This window comes from Prevotella sp. AGR2160, from assembly GCF_000424185.1.
Classification (GTDB): domain Bacteria; phylum Bacteroidota; class Bacteroidia; order Bacteroidales; family Bacteroidaceae; genus Prevotella.
Genome location: NZ_AUJK01000008.1, coordinates 39,625 through 63,668, shown reverse-complemented (window position 1 = coordinate 63,668; position 24,044 = coordinate 39,625). Strand labels below are relative to the sequence as shown.

Here is a 24,044-nt window from a genome sequence, read left to right as displayed (position 1 = left end):
GCCGTCCCTTGTGGCGGCCCGACGGCGGAACGCCGTTCATTTGCGGAAACGAAATGCCGTAACCGGCATCGGGCCGCCACAAGGGACGGCCCCTGCAGGGGAAACTACATCGGCATGCACCCGTGTTTCTTCGCGGGCAGACTCTGTTTCTTCGTGGCCAACTGGGCCAATCCGCGGCAGATGCGGAAACGGGTGTTGCGCGGCTCGATGACATCATCGATATAACCGAACTGGGCTGCCTGATACGGGTTGGCGAAGGTCTCCGTATACTCGTCTTCCTTCTCGGCGAGGAATGCCTTCACGTCTCCGCCTTCCTCCTTCACCTTCTTGGCTTCCTTGCCACAGAGGATGGCTACGGCACCACTGGCACCCATGACGGCGATCTCAGCACTCGGCCAGGCGAAGTTCAGGTCGGCACGGAGCTGCTTACAGCCCATGACGATATGACTTCCGCCGTAGCTCTTGCGCAGTGTAATCGTGATCTTAGGTACTGTGGCCTCACCGTAAGCGAAGAGGAGCTGGGCACCGTGCTGGATGACGGCATTATACTCCTGACCCGTTCCGGGGAGGAAGCCCGGGACATCGACGAGACTGACGATGGGGATATTGAATGCGTCACAGAAACGGACAAAACGGGCACCCTTACGACTGGCGTTGACATCGAGGACACCGGCATAGGCGGCGGGCTGGTTAGCCACGATACCGACACTCTGACCGTTGAAACGGGCGAATCCGGTGATGATGTTCTTCGCGAACTTCGGCTGGACCTCGAAGAACTCACCGTTATCGGTGACGGCGGCAATGACCTTATACATATCGTAGGCCTGGTTCGGGTCCTCGGGGATGATCTCGTTGAGGAGGTCTTCCTTACGGTCGATGGGATCCGTGCACTCCACGCGCGGAGCTTCCTCGGTATTGTTGCTCGGCAGGTAGGACAGCAGGGTCTTGATGAGCTCCATGCACTCCTCCTCCGTCTTCGCCGTGAAGTGGGTCACGCCGCTCTTGCTGGCATGGACACTGGCACCACCGAGGTGCTCGGCATCGATATCCTCGCCCGTCACCGTCTTCACGACCTTCGGACCGGTAAGGAACATATAACTCGTGCCCTCCGTCATGATGATGAAGTCGGTGAGGGCAGGACTGTATACGGCACCACCGGCACAGGGACCCATAATGGCACTGATCTGCGGGATCACGCCACTGGCGAGGATGTTACGCTCGAAGATCTCTCCATAACCGGCAAGGGCGGAGATGCCCTCCTGAATACGGGCACCGCCGGAGTCGTTCATGCAGATCACGGGAGCACCCATCGTCATGGCCATGTCCATCACCTTACAGATCTTCTGTGCCATCGTCTCCGACAGACTGCCGCCGTTGACGGTGAAGTCCTGGGCATAGACATAGACGAGACGGCCGTCGATGGTCGCCGAGCCGGCAACGACACCGTCACCGAGGAACTGCTTCTTCTCCATGCCGAAGTTATGACAACGGTGGAGCTTGAACATGTCATACTCTTCAAAACTACCCGCGTCTACGAGCATGTCAATACGCTCACGGGCTGTATACTTGCCTCTGGCGTGCTGCTTGTCAATGGCCTTCTGACCTCCGCCCAGACGGGCCTGCTCACGCTTGGCTATGAGTTCTTTGATCTTTTCTACTTGCTTACTCATATCTTTTATTTTGTCGTTTTGTTCCTTTACTGGCAGCGCACCGTTTTCCGCACACCGCCTAAACCGCGTGCAAAGTTACGGCTTTTTTTTCAATTCCGTGCAACTTCTTCTGTTAAATTCAGTTGACGGAGGGATTATGAGGCGATTCAGACCACAACAAGGGTGTTTCGGAGGGGTTGTCAAGAGGATCGATGCCGTCTGGCCCTTCTTTCGATCGACCCGTCATCGGATCTCCCGTTTCGTGCTTGGAGGGAGTGGGGAAGGAGGTCTGGAGTAGAGTGGGGGGATTTTGGAGGGGAGAAAAATCAATTTGAGGCTTAATATATTTTTTCATATTGTTTGTTTTTTAGGGTAGGAGCATGATTCCTCATGCCCCTGTCTGTATTATCGAATAATAATTTTCTTGCCTTGGTAAATATAGATACCGGAATGTAGAGGCATGGAGTGAAGTCTGACTCCGGAGAGAGTAAAATAATCGGCTTGAGAATCTTTGTCTATATTTATATCGTTTATTCCTGTGACAGAGTCTTCATGAATCATTACTTTGGCGTTGGATGTAGTATTGTTTAAAACAAAGTAGGCACGTGTACCCTCTAGTTTGTCGGATGCATTATTAGAAAAAACTAATGACAGGCCATCTTTACCACTTAAGAAACAAGTCTTGTTATCGATTGGTATGGTTGTAGCATTATAGGTCCCAATAAACTGTATGCCATCTTTTTCTATTGTCATCGGTACAATGTTGGATATCGTTACGTCTTTAAATGTAATGACTTTGTCAGAGGTCTTACTCGGTTTGATAAGATAAGGACAACCAGCAGTGGTATTTCCATTTACAGATGTAAACTCCAAATAATATTGTTCTCCATTTTTCTTCACGCTGGAAAACTCGTCAATCTCCACTTTATCTCCAAAGGCAGCTTTTAGCTCATCCTGTGTCAGTGAGAATGGTAAACATAAGGTATACCAGCCGCCATCATTTGAAAATTCCCGTTGTAGATTCACGTCTCGCGTAGTATTATAGGCATTTTGGATGACAAGATCATTGTTTGTCTCTGTACTGCTGCCATCAAGATTAATAATTGCAGGGGCATTGACAGCTAGATTGTCATCATAGGTGACGGTTATGCTCTTGACAATAACTTCTGATTCACTACGGAACACAATGGAGTCTAATCCATTAGCATATTCAAACTTTCCTTTATTAAGGGATACATGGTATGATTTTTTGAGACTATTATCTTCAGGATGCATATTGCTGGGTCCATACGTATCATTCGTTTTAGCTATGGAGGTAAAGACAATTTCAGTGATTCTACCTTTTGTAGAAGAAATGGTAAAATGCATATTACTATAGAATTTGTAATTTTTACCACTTGTCAGGCATGTTTCTGTAGAAGTTATTCCGCTAGTAATTACTTCTACAGAACAAGTGATACCATCTTTCGTGATGGAGTATGGCTGCTCTTTCGTTGCATGATCTGTGGTTGGGTCAAAAGTAACCGATACTTCTTTAGCTTGTCCTGTTATACAGAATAGGAAAGCAAAGAAAGCAATGAAAAATGTTTTTATTTTTTCCATAACTCTTAGTTATTAGTTTTATTGATAAGGATGAAGTATCCTTACCTTCCTTTTGGCAAATATAGTATTATTTTCTTTACGATGATTGCTTTTTAACATATAATATAGATTTTTAAATTATCGAAAAAGTTGTGCACATGGCTTGCACTATGCTTTCCCTCTTTTCCCTTCTCCCTCCCATTAGAATTCAATCCTGACTCTCCCGTTGATCTGTCTCCCGGTGAGGTAGTTGGGCACGGCGTACTGGTGGTTGGTGACGTCGGTGATCCAATAATAGGAGTTGACATTGTTGATGCCGAAGAGGTTGAGACAGTCGATGCCGAGCCAGACGGACTTACAGAACGGACGGGACTTTCCCTTGCCTGAATAGAGGAGGTACGACATGCCGATATCCGCCCGTCGGTAAGCGGGGGCGCGGAAGTTGGCACTCAGGGCCCTGTGGGGCGCGGAGAACGGCAGTCCGTCGGCATAGGCGAGCTTGAGGTTCATGCGCCACCGAGTGGAGCCGGGGAAATAGTCGGTGAAGGCGAGGTTCAGACTGTAGCGCTGGTCTGTCGGCAGGGGTAGGGTGACGCCGTTCCACTTCATCTGCGTCTTCATCAACGAGAAAGAGATCCAGGAGTCCGTCCCGGGGACGAACTCACCATAGAGCTTCAGGTCGAGACCCGTAGCATAGCCCGTCGCCTCGTTCTGTCCCGTATACGTGATCTTCAGGTTGTCGACGGTATAGGGGATGAGATTCCCGAGGTTCTTATAATAAGCCTCGGCGGAGAAGCGGTAGTGACGTCCGGCGGCGAGGAAGCGGTAGTCATAGCCCGCGATGAGGTGGAGGGACCGCTGACTCTTGATATGGTCGTTGAGGGTCGCTACGGTGACGCCGCCGACCGTCGTGGTGTCACGCAGCTCCTTGAAGAACGGTGCCTGGTAGTAGAGACCCGCGGCGAAACGGAATGTCGTGTTGTCACTGTAGGCGGGGTAGACCGAGAGGGAGAGGCGCGGGGAGACGATGAGCTCTTTCGTGAACGACCATCGGCTCATGCGCAGGCCGTAGTTCAGGGCGAAACGGGTGTGACCGCCACGGGAGGCGAAACGCCACGTGTCCTGGGCATAGGCCTCGATACGGGTGGCATCGAGGGTGTTGCTGGCTTTCAGGGCATAGACCATCATCAGGTCACGGCCCGTATGAGGCACGGAATAGCCTGCTGAGTCGCGCATTTCGTACTCCCCGGAGTTCTCGGAGATATGCTCCCGCTTGACGGTCACGGCGGCCTCGGCAGTATGATGGACGGCTTGATGGCGCAGCATGACTTTCGCCGAGAGGACGCGGGCTTTCAGATAGTTGCGGGCATGCTGGAAATAGGTCCCCACGCCGAGGCTCTCCGTGGTCTGTGTCTCGTCGAGCCAGTACTGTCCCTGGATATCATAGGTCTCCCGCTCATTCGTGCGGAAGGCGGAGCCGAGGAGGGAGAGGGAGGTCTTCGGGGAGAGGTGACGGGTGATGGCGAGGGAGCCGAACCACGTGGTGAACCGGTCCTTCTCCTGTCCGTCGAAATAGACCTTGAAGTCGTGGGCGTCCTCGAGGGTGCCGAACTTCGTCTCACGGTCCTCGGGGATGAAGGAATAGTGGTTGTCGGAGACATTCCCGATGAAGTCGATGGTCCAACGGCTGTTCGGTTGCCAGGAGAGGTAAGTCTGGTAGTCGAGGAAGTCAGGGCGGTACTCCCCGTTCTCCTCGAGACTGCCGAGGAGGTATTTGTTGGTCTTGTAACGCAGGGAGTTGAGCCATGAGAACTTCTTCGTGGCCACGCCGACATAGCCGTCGGCACCGAGGAGGGAGGCGGCGACGGTGCCCTCGGCATAGGTCTTATGGCCGTCACGGGGCTTCAGGCGCTTATAGGTGATGTCGAGGGCCGAGGACATCTTGTCGCCATAGCGGGCGGCATAGCCACCCGTGGAGAAGGCAATGCGGTCGGTCATATAGGGGTTGATGACACTCAGGCCTTCCTGCTGGCCCGAACGGACGAGGAAGGGCCGGAAGGCCTCCACGCCGTTGATATACACGGAGTTCTCGTCGAAGGCACCGCCACGGACATTATACTGTGCGGAGAGCTCGTTATGGGTGGAGACGCCGGCCTGCTGCTGGATGAGGCCTTCGACGGCATTGCCGGAGGCGGAGGGGGCGAGGGCCATGTCCTTCGTGTCGAGCTCCTGCGACTGTCCGTCCTGCGTCTTCTTGCCCGTGACCGTGACCTCGTCGAGGGTGTTGTCGGCATAGAGGACGACGAGGAGGGTCTGTGTGCCGCGGGGGTGGCGCAGCACACGCGTCTTCGTCTTGTAGCCGACCATGGAGAAGCGGATGACGACGGAGTCGGCGGTGTGGAGTTGCATGGAGAACTCACCACGGAGGGAGGTGAGGGCGAGCTTGCCCTGAGAGACACAGGACACGGAGGCCATCTCCACGGGGTTCTGGTCGTTGTCGATGACTTTTCCGCGGAGGGTGAAGGTCTGTGCCGTGGCCGTGAGGGCGGCGGCGAGGATATAGAGGATGGCGAATATTCGTTTCATTAGTGTTATAACGAAAACCTCCTCCATTTATTGCTTCAAACAAAAACAAGATAAAAACCAGGGGAGTTAAAGATAAAATATAAATTGGTTTTTATCTTGTTTTTTTTGTTTTCTTCTTTAAATTCAATGCGGGTGCGTGGCCACAACATGGTGGCCACCTACAAACGGATTATTACAGGCGGATGACTTGTTTGACGCCCTTGACCGTCTTGAGCTTCTTGATAAGCTGCTGGGTCTTCGTGGCATCCTCGATCTGCACCACCACATTGCCCGAGAAGAGGCCGTCATGACTGTCGATGTTGATGGACCGCATCTTCAGCTTATCCTCACGGGAGATGATGTTCGTGATGTTGCTCACGATCCCGATGTCATCCTGACCGATGATGCGCAGGGTGATGGTATACTGGCTCTCACCCTTCCCGCTCCATTTCGCCCGGACGATACGGTAGCCGAAGCGGCGGCGCAGCTCGGGGGCGTTGGGACAGTCGCAGCGGTGGATGGTGATGCCGCCGCCGGCGGTGACGAAGCCGAAGACCTTGTCGCCGTAGATCGGATGGCAGCAGCGGGCGAGCTTATAGTCGATACCCTTGAGGTTCTTGTCGATGACGAGGACATCCTCGTTCTTCGCCACCTCCTCGTCGGGGTTCTCGTAGTTGAAGTTCTCCGCCGACACGTTCTCCTGCGGCTTGTCGAGGCCGTTGAGGTGGTCACGCGTCTCCACATATTTCTCGATGACGGTATTCGGGTCGAGGCGTTCCTCGGCGATATCCTTATAGAAGTCGCTGACTTCCTTATAACCGAGTTTCTTGATGAGATGGCCCATGACGGACTCTTCGACGGCGACTTTCCGGTTCTTGAAACGGCGTTCGAGGAGTTCCTTGGCATAGAGGCCATCCTTCTTCTTCGTCTCCTTCAGCGCCAGTCGGATCTTCGCCTTCGCCTTCGGTGTCATGGCGATGTTCAGCCATTCCTGTTTCGGCGTCTGGTTGTTCTGCGTGAGGATCTCCACCTCGTCGCCGGAGTGGAGGAGCTGCCGCATGCTCACGACCTTTCCGTTGATCCGACCGCCGATACACGTGTTGCCGATCTTCGAATGGATGCGGTAGGCGAGGTCGAGGACGGTGGCTCCCTTGGGGAGTTTGAGCAGGTCACCCTTCGGCGTGAAGACATAGACCTCATCCTCCACGAGGTCCATCTTGAACTGGTCCATGAGTTGCAGGTCATCATTATTCTCCAGTGCCGACCGGATGTTGGCGAGCCACTCATCGATGGCCCCCTCACCGCTCTTGATGCCCTTGTAGCGCCAGTGGGCGGCGAGGCCGTGCTCGGCGATCTCATCCATGCGCTCGGTACGGATCTGCACCTCCACCCATTTGTTCTCCGGTCCGAGGACGGTGATATGGAGACTCTCGTAGCCGTTGCTCTTCGGCACGGAGAGCCAGTCACGGAGGCGTTTCGGGTTCGGCTGGTACATATCGGTGATGATGGAGTAGACCTGCCAGCACTGCATCTTCTCCTTCTCCAGGGGGCTGTCGAGGATGATACGGATGGCGAAGAGGTCATAGATCCCCTCGAAGCCACATTTCTGCTTCTTCATCTTCTGCCAGATGGAGTGGATGGACTTCGTACGGCCTTTGATATGGAACTTCAGTCCCGCGGCCTCCAGCTTCGCCTTCACCGGTCCGATGAAGCGGTCGATATAGGCATCACGTGCCGTCTTCGTGGCGTTGAGCTTGTCCTTGATCATATAATAGGCGTCGTGCTCGAGGTATTTCAGACTGAGGTCCTCAAGCTCGCTCTTCAGCTTGTAGAGGCCGAGCTTATGGGCCAGGGGGGCGTAGAGATAGGAGGCTTCCTCACTGACCTCATGGCGGGCATCCTCGGCCTTCGTGTCCCGAATCTGCCGCATGACATTGACACGGTCGGCGATCATGATGAGGATCACGCGCATATCTTCGGAGAAGGAGATGAGGAGGTTGCGGAAGTTCTCACTCTCGATGACGGGGTTGCGCTTATAGAGTTCCTGGATGCGTACGAGGCCATGGACGATATGTTCCACATCCACTCCGAAGAGCTTCGTCACACGGGTGGCATCGGCATCGGAGAAGGTGTCGGGGTAACAGGCGTAGAGGAGGGAGGCGATGACGCCTTCCCGCTTCAGGCCGATCTCGTCGGCGGCGATCTCCGCCGTCTGCAGGGCCCGTACGATGGGGTTCAGACCGAAGCAGTCCCGCTGCAGCAGACCGCTCTCGGCGGCTTTCTCCAGCCAGTGGCGCAGGTTCGGCGTGTCATTGGGGAGAAAGGACTGTCCGATGGTCTGACGGAGGTGGTGTACGATACGGAGGGTCTCCGTGCGTTCCTTAGGGGTAAAAATCAGTTTTCCTTCACTCATAGACGCATGATTGTTATAAAATTCTATGGCAAAGTTACAAAAAAAAGAGGAAATATTTCTTTTTTTCAGAAAAACTTGCTATTTTTGTGGAAAATATACGGCTTGCAGGGGCCGTCCCTTGTGGCGGCCCGATGCCGGTAACGGCATTCCCTGCCACGAAAATAATCCCATTACGATTCGCCCTTCGGGCGACGGGCATTGGGTGTCGATGAACGGCGTTCCGCCGTCGGGCCGCCACAAGGGACGGCCCCTGCAAAAGGAAAATATACCAACGTAAAGAACCATACGATATGCTAAACAGAAAAGACCTGGAGCAGATTTCACAGCGTGGAATCACCGAAGAACAAGTAAATCATCAGTTGGAGGAGATCAAGACGGGCTTCCCCTATCTCAAGCTCGCTGCCGCTGCCTCCGTGGGCAATGGTATCCTGCGCCCCGAGGCCGAGGCCTGTGACCGTTACCGCAAGGCGTGGGCGGCCTATCAGGATGCCGGTCACAAGGTGGTGAAGTTTGTCCCCGCCTCGGGTGCCGCGAGCCGTATGTTCAAGAACCTCTTTGCCTTCCTGAATGCCGACTATGACGAGCCGCAGACGGATTTCGAGAAGACGTTCTTCGATCATATCAAGCAGTTCTCCTTCCGGGAGGCCCTGTGCGACAAGTGCAAGGAGAACGAGGGGAAGAGTATCATGCAGCTCCTCGGGATGTACCAGTATAAGTCCGTCGTGGCCAACCTCCTGGAGCCGAAGGGCCTTGACTACGGCAACCTGCCGAAGGGTCTGTTGCTCTTCCACAGCTATCCCGACGGTCCCCGCACGCCGATGGAGGAGCATCTTGTGGAGGCGGCCCTCTATGCTGCCTGCCAGGGTGAGGCGCATGTCCATTTCACCGTCTCCCATGATCATCTCGTCCTCTTCAAGCAGAAGGTCGCTGAGGTGAAAGGGAAGTATGAGAAGCTGTTCGGCGTGAAATATGACATCACGTTCAGTGAACAGAAGCCGTCGACGGACACCATTGCCGCGAACCCCGACAACACGCCGTTCCGCAATGATGACGGCAGTCTGCTGTTCCGTCCCGGAGGCCACGGCGCCCTCATCGAGAACCTCAACGAGATTGACGGTGATGTCATCTTCATCAAGAATATCGATAATGTCGTGCCCGACCGGTTGAAGACGGACACGGTGACATGGAAGCAGATCCTCGCCGGTATCCTCGTGACGCTGCAACAGAAGGCCTTCGGCTATCTGCGGGTTCTCGACAGTGGTACGTACAACCACGAGAAGCTCGAGGAGATCATCCGTTTCGTACAGCGTGACCTCTGCTGCCGCAAGCCCGACATCAAGGAGCTCGAGGATGCCGACCTCGTGATCTACCTCAGGGAGAAGCTGAACCGACCGATGCGTGTCTGTGGTGTGGTGAAGAATGTCGGAGAGCCCGGTGGCGGTCCCTTCCTCGTATACAACGCTGACGGTACGGTATCGTTGCAGATCCTCGAGAGTTCTCAGATCGACCAGAGCAACGCGGCGTATATGGACATGTTCAAGAACGGTACCCATTTCAACCCCGTGGATCTCGTCTGTGCCACGAAGGATTATGAGGGCCATCCCTTCGACCTGCGCAAGTATGTCGACAAGACGACGGGCTTCATCTCCCACAAGAGCAAGAACGGCCGTGACCTGAAGGCCCTGGAGCTCCCGGGCTTGTGGAATGGTGCCATGAGTGACTGGAACACAGTCTTCGTGGAGGTCCCCCTGAGCACCTTCAACCCCGTCAAGACCGTCAATGACCTGCTGCGGGAGCAACACCAATAAAAGTAAAAAAGTAAAATTCACAGATCCATTTGTAGGTGTCGTCCTATTGCGGCCACGCAAGGAAGATGGGGAAATTTGTTTTTTCCGATCGATGCGGGTGCGTGGCTGCCTTGTGCTTGCAAAGCACAAGCACATGACGGCAGGCCATTCAACATGGGCGCATACCATCTGCCCATGAGAGAGTGCTCCTACAGTGGCAGAAACACGACACGCCCTTCCATCCCGTTTTGCCGGGAAGGAAGGGCGTGTTAGTTTTTTTTATGTGTGGGGGATTATCCCAAATATTTCATCAATATTTTCGCGTTGCCACTCTCGCGGATCTTCGCGATGCTCTTCTCACGGATCTGACGGACACGCTCACGGGTGAGACCGAATTCCTCGCCGATCTCCTCCAAGCCACGCTCATGACAGCCGATGCCGAAACAAGCCTTGAGGATCTTCAGCTCACGGTCTTTCAGCACACCGTTGAGGACCTTGTCGAGATCCGTGGCCATGGACTCGAAGTCAACCTGACGGTCCGTACGACTGTCACTTCCGGAGGCGAGGACATCGGCCATGGAGTTCTCGTCATCATCACCGAACGGCGCGTCGATACTCATGTGGTGAGAGTCGGCATTGAGACTCTGCTCGATCTTGATCTCGTCCATGTGGAGGATCTCGGCGAGCTCCTGGACGGAGGGACGGCGGTTGTGCTCCTGGACGAACTTGCTCGTAGCCTGGGAGATCTTGCTCACGGCACCGACCTGGTTCAGCGGCAGACGGACGATACGGCTCTGCTCGGCGATGGCCTGCATGATGCTCTGACGGATCCACCAAACGGCATAGGAGATGAACTTGAAACCACGGGTCTCATCGAATTTCTCCGCTGCCTTGACGAGGCCGATATTGCCCTCGTCGATGAGGTCGGTGAGCGACAGTCCCTGATGCTGATATTGCTTGGCAACAGAGACGACGAAGCGGAGGTTCGCACGTACCAGTTTCTCCTTGGCACGTTCTCCCTCTTTACCGCCCTTGCGGATCTTCTCCGCCAGTTCGATCTCCTCGTCCACGCTCACCATCGGCTCGCGGGCAATCTCGGCGAGGTACTTGTCAAGTGCCTCACTGGAGCGGTTCGTAATACTTCTGTTGATTTTTAATTGACGCATTCCCATACCTCAAATTGTATTTTTTAAGTGTTTATCCTTTTATTGTTTTTCTAATGCCTGTTGCAAATTTCGTGCCTTTTCGTCAGGGGCGAATGCCCCCAATATAAAAAGCGGTGCAAAGTTAAGCATTTTTTTTCATATCTTCTTCATGAAAACGTAAGAAAATGGTAAAATTTAAGAATTATTAAAGCCTCACCCGGGTGAGGCTTTAAATATACCTCATTTTGGGTATTGCGGGGATGGGGAAAAGATCGTACCTTTGCAACCGAGATAAGGAACTCCGTTGCCGTTTACCAGTTGTTGAAGAGCTCGAAGGAGAACTTCATGCCGACGCCGTTGAACTTGTGGAAGGTGAAACCGGTGAAGATGCCGATGCTCACGGCCCGTGTGGTACAGCCGTAGCCGAGTTCGACGTACGGATTCAGTCCGGCGACACAGAGGCTGCTGGCATAGAGGCGCTCCCGCTCGATGATCTGTCCGAGTTTCGGAATGAAGGTGAGGAACATCAGCGGGGACTCATAGGTGGCGTTGGCGCGGATATAATATTTCGAGGCGTTATACCAGTTGCTGTTGAGCAGTTCGAAGTCGCCCGTCCACCGGTCCTGCCATCCGCCGGGGAGGAAGTCGAGTTGGAAGTTGGAGTAGTCGAGGAAGTAGGCGTGGTCGTCGCGGTTCGTATAGATACCCGATCCGAAGCGCAGGGAGAGGCTCCGTGTGCAGATCATCGGGAGGAAATACTGCAGGTCGGCCTCCATCTTCTCATACCGCGTGTTGGCACCGAAGAGTCCGCGCATGCCCCGTTCCCATTGTGCCGTGATGACGGGGCCTTCCTGGCCGACGGGACGGTAGGACAGTTGCAGGAAGGGTGCTGTGGAGTGGTAGACCGTCTCTTTCCCCGCCTGGAGGAAGCCCTCGGGGTGGACGGCGGAGCGTCGGTGGGTGATGAGGCCCGCCTGCAGGCCGAGGCGGTCGGGGATGATATCGTAGTTCACGGCTGTCTTCCACTCCATATCCTTGAAGTAGTCGAGGCTCATGGCGTCCCAGTTGATGGTGTCGCGTCGCATCGTCGGATTGGCGGCTTGCTGGGCTTTGATCTCGTCGAGGATCCGTGAGTTCGTGATGCGGTTACCATTCCTTATCTCTATCTGTATGAAACCGTTACGCCGTTTGTTGAAAGTATACGTCAACGGGATGTCGAAGTAGAACTGATGGAGCTTAAAGGCATAACCGAGGCGTGTGCGGAACTCGATCTTCTGTTGTGGGGAGAAGGTGTAGTTGCCGTTGACATCACATTTATAGACCAGTCCGCGGTGGGCGGAATATTCGAAGTAGAGCGGGTTCAACAGCGGGCCGATGCGCAGATGGCCCTGCCGGTTGCTGCCGAGGTCGGTATTGATGCGGTTCACCATATTATCGCCGAGGATATCCCAGAAGATATATTTTGCCGTCTTGCCCAACCGGTGGAAGAAACTCTTACGCTGGTGATGTTCCTCCATGGCCGTCACCGTCTGCAGGCTGTCGGCCCTGGCCGCGGCGATACTGTCGTTGGCCGACCGGATCCGCAGATAGTCCTTCACCACATGCTCCTCCGTGGGGGTCAGGGGAATGGGACGCAGGGACTCCATGAGCGGGATATTGTCGGAACCCCAGAGCTCACGGGCCACCGGTGTCTGCTGATTGTAGACACTCGTATAGTACGCCTGCAGCTTGTTGCCCATGACATTGATCTCCGCGGAGATATCGCAGCGGGCGGGGAAGGTAGAGGCGAAGCCGTGGTCGCCCATCGTCCCTTTCAGTCCGAAGGCGATCATGTCGTATTCGCCACGGACATAGAACTCGGTGATGCGGCCGTCTTGCTCTGCCATCACCCAGCCTTCCACGAGCTCGGTGTTCTTCAGTCGTGGCTTGAAGCGGATCATCGTCGTCGTGCCCATCGACAGGAAGGAATACTGGTAGTAGCGGCGGTTATGCTTGTTGATGGGGGAGAGGATATGGTCGCCGAAGAGAGTCGGCTCATAGAACCGCGGCTTGAGGAAGTCGAAGACAACGGTCAGTGACCGGTGGTTGTGATAGATGGTGGAGATATTCAGGATATCCCGGCGGTCGACGCGGTAGGAGAGGGGGCGGCGATGGCGACTGCCCCGTTTGTCCCGTCTGTCCACGATGAGTTGGTATTGCGAGTAGTTCTCTCCGAAATATTCCCGTCGGCCGTCACGGGCTATATAAAATAAGGTGGGAATACCGATGAGGGTGAAGTTACGGCGCTCCACCTCGATACGGTATTTCGTGTAGCCGTAGGTCACGAGGGTGTCCTGACGGGGTTGGTTGATGATCATGCGGGGATAGTTCATGACCATCCGGAGCAGTTGCCGGTCGGCAGTGCTCTCAGCCCTCGTGATCCGACTCCCGAAGGGAAGGATGAGGAGGCTCATGATGATGATCATTCTGATGAACCGCATACGTTGACAAATTTACGATTTTTTTTAGTTATAAGACGTACCATTCGTAAAAAAATTGTACCTTTGTCCACAAAAAAAGAATAAAAACGAAATGAAGCGACAGATTCTTCTCTTCCTCTTCCTCCTCAGCGTCCTCGTAGTGGCAGGACAGCAGAAGCGGGCCTTCCGCGGCGCGTGGATCCAGTGTGTCAACGGTCAGTTCCAGGGACTGGGACGCGACGCCATGCAGCAGACCCTCTCCCGGCAGCTCGACGAACTGCAGAAGGACGGTGCCAACGCCATCTTCTTCCAGGTCCGGGCCGAATGCGACGCCCTCTACCCGTCACCCTACGAGCCGTGGAGCAAGTTCCTCACGGGCCGTCAGGGCCTGGCGCCAGAGCCTTACTGGGATCCGCTGCAGTGGATGATCACCGCCTGTCACCACCGTGGCATGGAGCTCCACGCCTGGATCAATCCCTATCGGGCCAAACATGGGTCGACGACGGAGATGGCTGCCACGCATATCGCCCTGCGCCATCCCGAGCGTGTCTTCGCCTATGGTAACCAGCTCATCCTCAACCCCGCCCTGCAGGAGAACCGGGATTATATCTGTCGCATCGTCGATGACATCGTCACACGCTATGATGTTGACGGTATCCATATCGACGACTATTTCTATCCTTATCCCGTGGCCGGACAGACGATCCCCGATGCTGCCCTCTATGCCGCCCGTCCCGAGGGCTGCAAGACCATCGGCGACTGGCGCCGCCATCAGGTGAGCCTCGCCATCCGGCAACTCTCCGACTCCATCCATCAGCGCAAGCCCTGGGTGAAGTTCGGCGTCAGCCCCTTCGGCATCTGGCGCAACAGTACCAGTGATCCCCGCGGCTCCGCCACCCATGGCCTGCAGAACTACGACGACCTCTATGCCGACGTGCTGCAGTGGGTCGACGAGGGATGGGTAGACTACTGCGTGCCCCAGCTCTACTGGCCCATCGGCCACAAGGCTGCCGACTATGAGACCCTCATCCGTTGGTGGGACCGTCATGTACAGAACCGTCCGCTCTATATCGGTGAGGATGTGGAGCGCACGGTGAAGAGTGCCGATCTGCGGAATCCGTCGGTGAACCAGATGGGCGAGAAATACCGGCTCCATGACCTCCTGCCCAATGTGCAGGGCACCGTCCTCTGGTATGCCAAGGTCGTGGCCGACAACTACGGCAACTACGGCCATGCCCTCCGGGACTATTACTGGCGTTATCCCGCCTTGCAGCCCCGGATGCCGTGGCTCGACAATGAGGCGCCGAAGGCCGTGAGGAAGATGAAACGGCTGATGATGTCCGACGGCCCTGTCCTCTTCTGGACAGCTCCGAAGGCCAAGACGCCCCTCGACGAGGCGACCCATTTCGCCGTCTACCGTTTCGCCAAGGGGGAGAAGGTCGACCTCAGTGATCCCTCCCATCTGTTGCGCGTGACCTATGACAACTTCTTCCGCCTCCCGGCCACGAAGGAGAAAGCCACCTATGTCGTCACCTCCCTCGACCGTGTGGGCAATGAAGGGAAGGGAAAGAAGTGTAAGTGGTGATTTTTTTGATTTTTTCGCATTCCTACGCTGTTTATATGAAATAAAAGTTGTATCTTTGCACGGATATTGAGGCTCCCGGAAACGCTCAGAACGCACGAAAAGGGCCTCAGACGCAATTTTAACACAAAACAAAAGAATAACAATAAGCAATGGATGAAAATCTGACGATTGATCATGACCGTATTATGAAGATCAATATCGAGGAAGAGATGAAATCCTCGTATATCGACTACTCCATGTCGGTCATCGTTGCCCGTGCCCTCCCGGATGTCCGTGACGGTTTCAAGCCCGTTCACCGCCGTATCCTCTATGGTATGCTCGGTATCGGCAACACGAGTGACAAACCCTACAAGAAATGTGCGCGTGTCGTCGGTGAGGTGCTCGGTAAGTACCATCCCCACGGTGACAGCTCCGTCTACGGTGCCCTCGTGCGTATGGGCCAGGACTGGAACATGCGTTACACCCTTGTCGACGGTCAGGGTAACTTCGGTAGTATCGACGGCGATTCTCCTGCCGCCATGCGTTATACCGAGTGCCGTCTGTCGAAGATGGGTGAGCATATCATGGATGACCTCGACAAGGATACCGTGGATATGCAGAACAACTTCGATGATACCCTCCAGGAGCCTACCGTCATGCCGACGAAGATCCCGAACCTCCTCGTCAACGGTGCCAACGGTATCGCCGTCGGTATGGCCACGAATATCCCGACTCATAACCTCGGTGAGGTCATCGACGGCTGCTGCGCCTATATCGATAACCCCGATATCGACCTCGACGGGCTGATGCAGTATATCAAAGCCCCGGACTTCCCGACAGGTGCCTATATCTATGGTATCAACGGCGTGAAGGATGCTTATGCCACCGGTCGCGGACGTATCGTCATGCGTGCCAAGGCAGAGATTGAGACGGGTGAGAACCATGACAAGATCGTGGTCACGGAGATCCCTTACGGGGTCAACAAGGCCCAGCTCATCGAGTATATCGCTGAACTCGTCAAAGAGGGTAAGATCGATGGTATCTCCAATGCCAATGATGAGTCCGGCCGTCAGGGTATGCGTATCGTCATCGACGTGAAGAAGGATGCCAATGCCAATGTTGTCTTGAACAAGCTCTTCAAGATGACGGCTCTGCAGAGCAGCTTCTCCGTCAACTGCATCGCCCTCGTCAAGGGCCGTCCCCGTCTGCTGACGTTGAAGGACTGTGTGCGCTATTTCGTCGAGCACCGTCATGACGTGACGATCCGTCGTACGAAATATGATCTGAAGAAAGCCCAGGAGCGTGCCCATATCCTCGAAGGCTTGATCATCGCCTGCGACAATATCGACGAGGTGGTGCACATCATCCGTGCCAGCAAGACGCCGAGTGAGGCCCAGCGTAACTTGGAACAGCGCTTCTCCCTCGACGAACTGCAGTCGAAGGCGATCGTCGACATGCGCCTCAGCCAGCTCACCGGTCTGCGTATGGACCAGTTGCATGAGGAGTATGACGAGTTGGAGAAGCAGATTGACTATTTCAACCGTATCCTCGCCGATCCCGAACTCTGTAAGAAAGTCATGAAGGACGAGCTCCAGGAGGTGAAGGAGAAATATGGTGATCCCCGTCGTACGGAGATCAAATACTCCAGTGAGGAGTTCAACCCCGAGGATTTCTATCCCAATGATCCCGTCGTCATCACTGTCAGCCATCTCGGCTATATCAAGCGCACGCCGCTGGCCGACTTCCGTGAGCAGGCCCGTGGTGGTGTCGGCTCGAAGGGTGCCCGCACGCGTGACAAGGACTTCACGGAGTATATCTATCCTGCCACGATGCACCAGACGATGCTCTTCTTCACGAAGAAGGGCCGCTGCTACTGGCTGAAGTGCTACGAGATCCCTGAGGGTGACAAGAACTCCAAGGGCCGTGCCATCCAGAATCTGCTCAATATCGACAGTGACGATCAGGTCAACGCCTTCCTCCGTCTGCGCGGATTGAATGACGAGAAGTTCATCAACAGCCATTATGTCGTCTTCGCCACGAAGAACGGTACGGTGAAGAAGACCTCTCTCGAACAGTACTCCCGTCCGCGTGCCAATGGTGTCATCGCCATCAATATCGCCGAGGGTGATGAGGTCGTCGATGTCCGTCTGACCAATGGCCATAACGAACTGATCCTCGCCAACCGCAACGGACGTGCCGTTCGCTTCCATGAGGACGGTATCCGTGTCATGGGACGTAATGCTACCGGTGTCCGCGGCATGCGCCTCGATGGGGGTGATGATGCCGTCATCGGCATGATCGTCGTCAATGATCCCGAGAAGGAGACGGTGATGGTCGTCAGTGAGGAGGGCTACGGCAAGCGCTCCCAGGTGGAGGACTACCGCGTCACAAACCGTGGCGGCAAGGGTGTCCGCACACTGCAGATCACGGACAAGACCGGCCGCCTCGTGGCCATCAAGAATGTCAACGACCAGAATGACCTGATGATCATCAACAAGAGTGGTATCGTCATCCGTATGGCCGTCGCCGATATCCGTGTCATGGGTCGTGCCACACAGGGTGTCCGCCTCATCAATCTGACGAAGAAGAATGATGTCATTGCCAGTGTCACCAAGGTCATGAGCTCCGAGCTCGAGGCCACCGTGGAGGAGGAGAGCCGTCAGGCCTGGGAACAGAAGAGTGAGGAGATCAAACAGGACTCCGTCGCTGATGTCCCCGCCGGTGAGCCCGCAGCAGAGGCTCCTGCCGATGCTCCTGAAGGGTCAGCCGATGACAACCGTCAAGAATAAACCAAACCTTTAAAAAGAAAGAATATGAAACATTTCGTTACTGCAGCTCTGTTGGCACTGGGTGCCACAGCTGCCTTTGCCGGTGACAGTGATCAGCTGAAGGCCATCCTGAAGGCCGGAAGCTATGCTGAGACCGAGCAGCTCATCAACCAGAACCTCAACCAGCTCGCAGGTAATGAGGAGAAGGCGAAGGCCTACAACCACCTCATGGAACTGGCGATGAAGAAGTACAACAAGGAGTCGACCATCGTGACGCAGAATCAGATGAACGACCAGCTCAAGCAGAGTGATAAGAACCAGCCCTACGATACCTTAGGTATGTATAATGCCGTTGTCGATGCCCTCAATGCCGGTATGAAGTGCTATGAGTTTGACAACCTGCCGAATGCCAAGGGTAAGATCAAGCCGAAGTACGACAATAACGCCACGACGCTGTGGGCTGCCCGTATCCAGCTCGTCAATGGTGGTCAGTCGGCTGCCCAGAAGGGTCAGAACGACAACGTGTTGAAATGGTGGGGTAAGTTCCTCGATACGGAGGACGCTCCGATCTTCAAGGGTCAGAACCACGCCACGGAGAAGGATTATCTCGGTCAGGTGGCCCTCTTCACGGCCCGTTATGCTTACCAGGCTAAGCGCATGGATCTCTGCGACAAGTACTGTGACATGGCTATGAAGGACTCCACGCAGGCAAAGGATGCCCTGAACCTGAAGCTCTACTCGATGAAGAACGACCTGAAGAACCATGCTGACTCGCTGGCTTACGTGGAGAAGCTCAAGGGTCTCTACGCTCAGGATCCCGCCAACGAGGTGATCCTTGACAACCTCAACGGTATGTATGCTTCCCTGAAGATGGACAAGGAAGAGCTTGCCCTCCTCGATGACGCTATCGCCAAGAACCCGAACAACTTCGTCGCATTGGCTGACAAGGGTATGTACTATGTCAGCAAGAATGATGCTGACAAGGCTATCAAGTGTCTGCAGGCTGCCCTGAAGGTAAAGCCCGACAATGTCCTCGTGATGACCTATCTCGGTGCTTGTCTGAATGTGAAGGCTGCCAACCTGCAGGATCCCAACGGCCGTAAGGTCGTCTACACCGAAGCCCTGAAATGGCTCGACAAGGCTAAGCAGCTCGACCCCGAGAAGCAGCAGGCTAACTGGGGCTATAACCGCTACCAGACTTGCTACGGCCTCTATGGTGCCAACGACCAGCGCACGAAGGACGCTGAGGCTGAGAGCCACTAAAGCCTCACACCAACCCCTCCCCAAAGGGAGGGGCTTACATAGAAACAACACGGCCCCGCCTTGTCATAAGGCGGGGCCGTGCTGCGTTATAGTCTGCCTCGTTCATGGCCTGCCGTTGTGTGCTTGCGCTTTGCAAGCGCAAGGTGGCGCCTTTGCCAGCACAAGGGGTCGCCTTTGTCAGCGCAAGGAGGCGCGCAAGGGGTTCGCCGATCGGGGTCAGTGCGCGCCCAGATATTCCCGGATCTCCTTGGTGAAGATCTCCCCGTATTTCTGTTGCTTGAAGTTGCCGATGCCACTGACGGTACCGAAAGCCTCCACGGTGGTGGGACGGATGGTGGCGAGGTTCTGCAAGACCTTATCGGAGAAGACAATATAAGGCGGCAGACCTTGTTCCGTGGCCAGTCGGGTGCGCAGCACCTTCAGCCGTTTGAAGAGTTCGGCATCCAGGGCTCCATTGTCCACATGAAGGGCGGAGGCGTGGACTTCGGGGAACATGCTGGCTTGTTGGCCCCGCCCGCTGCGACCGGAAGAGCGACGGCTCTGCCGGCTGTCCGTACTGCCGCGCTCGGGTACCGCTTTCTCCACGAAGGCAAGCTGTACCTGGCGCTGGCCGTGCAGCACCTCCCAGCCGAGGGGCGTGACATGGAGGATCTGTCCCTGATTATAGATGATCTCGATGAAGCCCATCTGCAGCATCTGCAGCATATAGTCCTGCCATTTGGCCACCGACGTGTCCCTGCCGACGCCGAAGGTCTTCAGCTCATTATAATGGTTGCGCATCACCGTGGAGGAGGTCATGCCACGAAGGATCTCGATGCAGGTGTTCACACGGATCTTCTCCTGGGCACGGACAATGGCGCTGAGGGCTTTCTGTACGAGGATCGTCCCGTCGAACTTATGCGGTGGGTTCTGACATACATCACAATGGCCACAGTCATGGTCCATCTCCTCTCCGAAATAATTCAGCAGGATACGCCGGCGGCAGACACTGGCCTCGGCATATTCCTGCATGCGACGGAGCTTCATGAGGTTCACCTCGCTCTGTCCGCTCTCCTCGGCGAATTTCCTGAGTTGGATGACATCGGCCAGGGAATAGAAGAGGACGGTGTCGGCGGGGGCACCGTCACGGCCCGCACGACCGATCTCCTGATAGAAACTCTCGATGGATTTCGGCAGGTTGTAATGGATGATCCACCGTACGTTGCCTTTGTCGATACCCATGCCGAAAGCGATCGTGGCACAGACAACCTGCAGCTGGTCGATCTTGAAGAGCTGTTGCACACGCGCACGCTCCTGGGCGTCCAGTCCGGCATGATAGGCGGCAGCGGCAAGGCCCTCACGCTGCAGATCGGCGGCGATGGACTCCGTCGTCTTCCGGGCCAGACAGTAGATGATGCCTGCCTCGCCCTCATGACGGGCGATGAAGTGGCGGATGAAGGCCATCTTTGAACGCTTCTGACCCTCACGTCTGACGGTGAGGCTGAGGTTCGGCCGGTCGAAACTGTTGATGAAGACCTTCCCATGGAGCTGCAGCTGCTTCGCGATATCTTCCCGCGTGATCTTGTCGGCGGTCGCCGTGAGGGCCATCACGGGGACCTGCGGGAAATACTGTCGGATCATGCCGAGCTGCGCATATTCCGGTCGGAAGTCATGGCCCCACTGAGAGATACAATGGGCCTCGTCGATGGCGAAGAGGGAGATCTTGATGCTGCGGAAGAGATAAGGAATCTCACTGATAAGCTTCTCCGGAGAGACATAGATGAGCTTCAGATCACCGGCGAGACAGCGGCGGCGGATGATGAGGTCCTCGTTGGGATCATTGCCACTGTTGAGGGCTTCCGCGGGGATGCCGTTGGCCTTCAGTGCCTCCACCTGGTCCTGCATCAGGGAGATCAGGGGAGAGACGACGACGGCTGTGCCGGGCATGGCAAGGGCGGGGATCTGATAACAGATACTCTTGCCGCCTCCCGTAGGCATGAGCACGAGGGCGTCATGACCGGCCATGACCTCGTTGATCACTTCCTGCTGGGAGGGCCGGAACTGGTCATAGCCGAAATGCTGTTTGAGTATGGATAGTGGATTTTCCATGCGTTCGCTGATTTTTCCGCAAAGTTAGTAAAAAAAGACGAAAAAGGGCCTTTGGAATTTGTTTTTTCCCTAACTATTTTCTAATTTTGCAAAAACAGAAAAAGGCCCTTGCGGCTTTTCTGAAGCATTGCGGTTTTATTTGTCCCTCTCATGATCATGACGAAGAATAACAATATCGAGAAGAAGAAAGAAGCTCCTGCCTATTATGACACCGTAAATTCGCGGGTTATGAATGACCTGAGATATAAGGTCTATGATGTCGTGGTAGGAGAGAGGATGTATCGTGAGAAGGATTTCTCGGCACGGAAATTGGCGGATATCCTCCATACGAATGTACGGTATATCTCCGTGGTGATGAATGCTTACTTCCAACTCAACTTTTCTTCTTTCGTGAACAGATGTCGCGTGGAAGAGGCGAAGTGCATGCTTACGGACCAAAAATACCGCCATATGACGATCTCGCAGATCTCCGATAGGGTAGGCTTTAGCAACCGACAGTCTTTTTATAAGGCTTTTCTCGGTATGAACGGCTGTACACCCCTGGACTACCGAAAACAATACTTTAAGGCTCATCCCGGAGCGGGGGGAGCCAGCAAGCAGGCGGCAGAACAGCGGCGGAAGGCGGCACGGGAGGCGGCCCGGCAGAAACGCCAGGAGGAGAAGGCGGAGGCCCTCCTTCACCCGAAGAAGCGCGGACGGCCAAAGAAAGACTCATCCTGCTGAGAAAATATCATTCTGAGAAATCATCATTATCAATAGTATATGTATCAATCTTTTCAATATACCGATGAGAAGTTTGCCGATTTGCAACTTCTCCGTTATCAGTTACCTGGTTTCAACCGTTTGTCCCTCTCGCAGAAACTATATATCTACTGTCTGTCGAAGGCAGCCCTGATGGGACGTGACATCACCTTCGATCAGCAGGGCAAGTACAACCTGCGCATCCGGAGGATGCTCGAGGCCGTATACACCGCTTTCACGGGAGACCGTGAGGGTGAGCCGTTCCGGGCTTTGACGGTATACCTCAAGCGGGTGTGGTTCTCCAGTGGTATCTATCATCATTATGGCTGTGAGAAATTCCTGCCTGACTTTTCACAGGCATTCCTTCGTGAGCAGATTTTGAAGACTGATCCGGAGTTACTGCCGCTGCGCAGTGGCGAGACGGTGGAGGAGATGATGGATGAATTGTTCCCCGTGATCTTCGACCCCAACGTCCTGCCGAAGCGCGTCAACCAGGCTGCCGGCGTCGATCTCGTGAAGACCTCGGCCTGCAATTTCTATGAGGGCGTGACGCAGGAGGAGGTGGAAGCCTTCTACCAGGACAAGAAAGCGGAGGCGGCCAAGGAGACTGACGGAACAGAAGGACAGCCGTCCTGGGGACTGAATTCACGGGTGGTAAAACGGAATGGAAAGGTCATGGAGGAGCCGTGGACAACGACGGGTCGTTATGGCAATATCCTGTCGAAGATCGTTTATTGGCTGGAGAAAGCCCGCCGGTATGCGGAGAATGACGGTCAGCGCCGGGTCATTGACCTCCTCGTGGACTATTATCGTACGGGTGACCTCCGTACCTTTGATCAATTTAGTATCGCATGGGTACAGCAACAGGAAGGACTCATCGACTTCATCAATGGTTTCATTGAGGTCTATGGTGATCCGTTGGGCATGAAAGGAACCTGGGAAGGTCTCGTGGAATATAAGGATCTTGAGGCCACGCGGCGCACGCGTACCATCTCCGATCATGCCCAGTGGTTTGAGGATCATTCGCCTGTCGATCCCCGTTTCAAGAAGAAGACGGTGAAAGGCGTGACGGCCCATGTCATCTGTGCCGCCATGCTCGGTGGTGACGAGTATCCCTCGACGGCTATCGGAATCAATCTGCCGAATGCCGACTGGATCCGTTCGCAGTATGGCTCGAAGAGTGTGACGATCAGCAATATTACCTATGCCTACAACCAGGCTGCCCGTGGCAATGGCTTCCGTGATGAGTTTGTCATCGACCGGCCGACACGGGAACTGATTGACCGTTATGGGGATAGCACCGACGATCTCCATACGGATCTGCATGAGTGCCTTGGCCATGGCAGTGGACAACTGTTGCCGGGAACGGACCCCGACGCGCTGAAGGCTTATGGGAATACCATTGAGGAGGCGCGCGCCGACCTCTTCGGACTCTATTATGTCGCTGATCCGAAACTCGTGGAACTCGGGCTGTTGCCTGATGGTGAGGCATACAAGAGTCAGTATTACACCTATCTGATGAATGGTGCCCTGACGCAGTGCGTACGCATCCAACCGGGGCACGACATAGAGGAGGCACACATGCGCAACCGGGCCATCATTGCCAACTGGGTACTGGCTCAGGCGGCAGAGGAGGCAAAGGCTGCGGGACAGGTGCCGGCGGCACAGATCATCGAGAAGGATCATAAACACTATCTGCAGGTCAACAACTATGCGGAGCTGCGCGGCTATTTCGGGCGTCTGCTCGCTGAGATCCAGCGCATCAAGAGTGAGGGCGACTATGCTGCCGCCCGGAATCTCGTGGAGCGTTACGGCGTGAAGGTGGATCCGAAACTCCATGAGGAGATGCTTGCCCGCTACAAGGCTTTGAATATCGCTCCTTATAAAGGTTTCATCAATCCGAAACTGAATCTTGTACGCGATGCTAACGGAAATATAACGGATGTCGCCGTAGACTATACCGAGGGCTATGCCGAACAGATGCTCCGCTATTCCCGGGAGTATTGTTGATCATCTGCCAA

At 54.9% G+C, this 24,044-nt stretch carries 14 protein-coding genes; 7 read left to right on the top strand and 7 right to left on the bottom strand.

Annotated features, from left to right (window positions below):
• Nucleotides 1-104: 104 nt before the first annotated feature.
• The 4 genes from G604_RS0106870 to G604_RS0106855 form a co-directional block, all read right to left on the bottom strand.
• On the bottom strand, nucleotides 105-1,670 hold the full coding sequence (locus tag G604_RS0106870) for an acyl-CoA carboxylase subunit beta (protein ID WP_028909936.1): 1,566 nt from the start codon (nucleotides 1,668-1,670) through the stop codon (nucleotides 105-107).
• 384 nt (nucleotides 1,671-2,054) lie between these two features.
• Nucleotides 2,055-3,251 (bottom strand): hypothetical protein, encoded by a 1,197-nt coding sequence (locus G604_RS0106865; RefSeq protein ID WP_028909935.1) that lies wholly within the window; start codon nucleotides 3,249-3,251, stop codon nucleotides 2,055-2,057.
• A gap of 180 nt (nucleotides 3,252-3,431) precedes the next feature.
• Nucleotides 3,432-5,816 (bottom strand): carboxypeptidase-like regulatory domain-containing protein, encoded by a 2,385-nt coding sequence (locus G604_RS0106860; RefSeq protein WP_028909934.1) that lies wholly within the window; start codon nucleotides 5,814-5,816, stop codon nucleotides 3,432-3,434.
• 172 nt (nucleotides 5,817-5,988) lie between these two features.
• Nucleotides 5,989-8,208, bottom strand: coding sequence for a RelA/SpoT family protein (locus G604_RS0106855; protein WP_028909933.1), 2,220 nt, complete (start codon nucleotides 8,206-8,208; stop codon nucleotides 5,989-5,991).
• Nucleotides 8,209-8,233: 25 nt separating this feature from the next.
• On the opposite strand from G604_RS0106855, the gene G604_RS15190 reads away from it, so the two are divergent.
• The gene (locus tag G604_RS15190; RefSeq protein WP_155941876.1) at nucleotides 8,234-8,485 is read left to right on the top strand and encodes a hypothetical protein; all 252 of its coding nucleotides are present in this window, start codon (nucleotides 8,234-8,236) and stop codon (nucleotides 8,483-8,485) included.
• A 13-nt stretch (nucleotides 8,486-8,498) separates the two neighbouring features.
• On the top strand, nucleotides 8,499-10,016 hold the full coding sequence (locus G604_RS0106850) for a DUF4301 family protein (protein WP_028909932.1): 1,518 nt from the start codon (nucleotides 8,499-8,501) through the stop codon (nucleotides 10,014-10,016).
• 272 nt (nucleotides 10,017-10,288) lie between these two features.
• Here the strand turns inward: G604_RS0106850 and G604_RS0106845 are convergent, their stop codons facing one another.
• Nucleotides 10,289-11,161, bottom strand: coding sequence for an RNA polymerase sigma factor RpoD/SigA (locus G604_RS0106845; protein WP_028909931.1), 873 nt, complete (start codon nucleotides 11,159-11,161; stop codon nucleotides 10,289-10,291).
• A 290-nt stretch (nucleotides 11,162-11,451) separates the two neighbouring features.
• Nucleotides 11,452-13,620 (bottom strand): DUF5686 family protein, encoded by a 2,169-nt coding sequence (locus G604_RS0106840; protein WP_028909930.1) that lies wholly within the window; start codon nucleotides 13,618-13,620, stop codon nucleotides 11,452-11,454.
• A 91-nt stretch (nucleotides 13,621-13,711) separates the two neighbouring features.
• On the opposite strand from G604_RS0106840, the gene G604_RS0106835 reads away from it, so the two are divergent.
• From G604_RS0106835 to G604_RS0106825, 3 genes are all read left to right on the top strand, one after another.
• On the top strand, nucleotides 13,712-15,184 hold the full coding sequence (locus G604_RS0106835) for a glycoside hydrolase family 10 protein (RefSeq protein WP_028909929.1): 1,473 nt from the start codon (nucleotides 13,712-13,714) through the stop codon (nucleotides 15,182-15,184).
• Between the two features lie 149 nt (nucleotides 15,185-15,333).
• Complete coding sequence (gene gyrA / locus G604_RS0106830; protein WP_028909928.1) at nucleotides 15,334-17,952, top strand: DNA gyrase subunit A; 2,619 nt, start codon at nucleotides 15,334-15,336, stop codon at nucleotides 17,950-17,952.
• Between the two features lie 24 nt (nucleotides 17,953-17,976).
• A complete protein-coding gene (locus G604_RS0106825) occupies nucleotides 17,977-19,194 on the top strand; it encodes a hypothetical protein (protein WP_028909927.1) in 1,218 nt (405 codons plus the stop codon).
• A 216-nt stretch (nucleotides 19,195-19,410) separates the two neighbouring features.
• On the opposite strand, the gene recQ is transcribed toward G604_RS0106825, so the two are convergent.
• Complete coding sequence (gene recQ / locus G604_RS0106820) at nucleotides 19,411-21,282, bottom strand: DNA helicase RecQ (protein WP_028909926.1); 1,872 nt, start codon at nucleotides 21,280-21,282, stop codon at nucleotides 19,411-19,413.
• A gap of 156 nt (nucleotides 21,283-21,438) precedes the next feature.
• On the opposite strand from recQ, the gene G604_RS13755 reads away from it, so the two are divergent.
• Both G604_RS13755 and G604_RS0106810 read left to right on the top strand, forming a co-directional pair.
• The gene (locus G604_RS13755; RefSeq protein ID WP_196801099.1) at nucleotides 21,439-22,005 is read left to right on the top strand and encodes a helix-turn-helix domain-containing protein; all 567 of its coding nucleotides are present in this window, start codon (nucleotides 21,439-21,441) and stop codon (nucleotides 22,003-22,005) included.
• A gap of 39 nt (nucleotides 22,006-22,044) precedes the next feature.
• Complete coding sequence (locus G604_RS0106810) at nucleotides 22,045-24,033, top strand: dipeptidyl-peptidase 3 family protein (protein ID WP_028909925.1); 1,989 nt, start codon at nucleotides 22,045-22,047, stop codon at nucleotides 24,031-24,033.
• Nucleotides 24,034-24,044: the final 11 nt, after the last annotated feature.